Below are 1954 nucleotides of genomic sequence, written 5' to 3'. Positions count from 1 at the left end.
TTTTTAATCTTTGGGTGGATTTCACTGAAAAATGTTAAATTTTAGATGAAATGGCCAAATAAGCATTTTTAGGGCCACATAATGTCGCGAAACAACATCACACCACAACAAATATGCATTTATTCACATAAAGATCTATTTTTGTTAATGGCACAAACATCCAGCAAACTGTCGTTTTTATCTACGCACTACAATATTGATTACGCCCAGACTGCTTAGCTTTGTATAACGCGGCATCGGCTCGTTCAAAGCAAGCTTGGATCGGTTCATTATCACTCAGCAAGGCAATTCCGAAACTACAAGTCACTTTAATATTGTGATAAAAATGAAAATGACTAAGTTCATCAGTAATTCGTTGGCATAGCTCAGTGGCATCGTGTAACGCTACATGTTGGCAAACCACCACAAATTCCTCGCCGCCCCACCTTGCAACAACATCAAGTTCTCTTACTGATGCTTGTAGCACTTGCGCGACTTGAACTAATATTTTGTCACCAATTGTATGCCCATGCTTGTCATTAATCGCTTTAAAGAAATCAATATCAATGATAATCAAACTCATATTGTTTTGACGGATTTTTTTTTGAGGCTGCCTAGCATCATCTAAAAAGGTTTGATTAAAATATTGGCGGTTATACAATTTTGTCAGCGGATCATGTTGAGCCAAAAAATCGAGATCGCAATTTTTCTTCTCCAGTTCTAACTGTAATTTTTGCAACTGCTTGTTGCTGGTTTCTAAATGAACATTGTATTTGCTAACACACATTGTTCGGTAAAGCAGAAATAAGATAAACATCCCCAGTGCAGTCACCACTTGAACCACTAAGCTATAATCGATGTCCTCAACAACTGTAATGTTATGCCATTTCTTATAAACTGAAATATGGTCTGCCTGAGTGATTTTTGCTAATCCAGCATTAATCTGTGACAGCAAATCTTGTTTTGCATGAATAACGCCAATGCGTAGCTCATCTTCAGGACCACCCCACCCCGCTATTTTTAACGAGGTTAACCCATGTTGTTGAATATAGGCGTTAACAGAAAACATCGACCCTACAAAGACATCCGCTTCACCATTAGCAACCTTTTCCAATCCTTGTCGCTCGTTCTTAGTCAATACGGTATTGATAGCAGGGTAAAATTGTTGGATATATTCCACTAGACGATAATCTTTGGGTATTGCCAATAAGCGGTCACCTATATTTTCAAATCCTTGCAAAAAAGGTTGAGATTTTAATGACACCAATACATTTGGAGATTTAAAAAAGATATCACTAAAAGAGAGATATGCGTCGCGTTTGGGGGTTTGATTTAAAATGGGGGTTAACTCGCACTCACCTTGTTTAAGTAATTCTAAACTCTGTCGCCAAGACGAGGTGGGCACTAACACAAAAGTCAGATCGGTATAATTTGCTAATAATGCTAAATAATCAGATGAAATCCCAGTATGGCGGCCATCGACAATAGCTTCATAAGGTAACCAATCGGGATCAACACAGTAACGGATGATATTACGGTTTTTTAAATTGATAAAAGACTGAGTCTCTACCACCGAAGCACTGGCATGCTTAGCGTTAATCAAAGTAATGAAAATCAACAGCGTAATCAATAATACGCTAGAGAACTCAAGCCGACTCAATGTTCGCATTATTTTTCAAAATAGTATGCTCCAACAATATGGTCCAACAGATTAGTTGAACCAAAAGTGTATATGCTATTAAGTGTATTACAACATACGAAAGTCTGACAAAAAAATACCCGCTATTTAGCGGGTATTTTATTCAACAATCAATCGAAGGTATTACGCTTCGATGGGTAATATCACAAACAGTAAGTCGCCTTGCGAAACTTGCTGTCCATTGCTATTAAGAATACGTTCAATACGATACTTTTGGTCTTCAGGATATAACACACCTGTTTGACGATTAAAGCCCGCTAACGTTAATTGAGAGAA

1 protein-coding gene is annotated in these 1954 nt (G+C 37.6%); it reads right to left on the bottom strand.

Annotation, left to right across the window (positions count from 1 at the left end; genetic code table 11):
• Positions 1-181: 181 nt before the first annotated feature.
• Positions 182-1648 (bottom strand): diguanylate cyclase, encoded by a 1467-nt coding sequence (locus CXF78_RS15580; protein WP_102037298.1) that lies wholly within the window; start codon positions 1646-1648, stop codon positions 182-184.
• Positions 1649-1954: the final 306 nt, after the last annotated feature.

Origin of the sequence: Shewanella sp. 11B5, from assembly GCF_002836795.1 — a bacterium.
Taxonomy (GTDB): Bacteria; Pseudomonadota; Gammaproteobacteria; order Enterobacterales; family Shewanellaceae; genus Shewanella; species Shewanella frigidimarina.
Note: the sequence above shows the minus strand (reverse complement) of the source record. Positions and strands in the feature narration are given on the sequence as shown.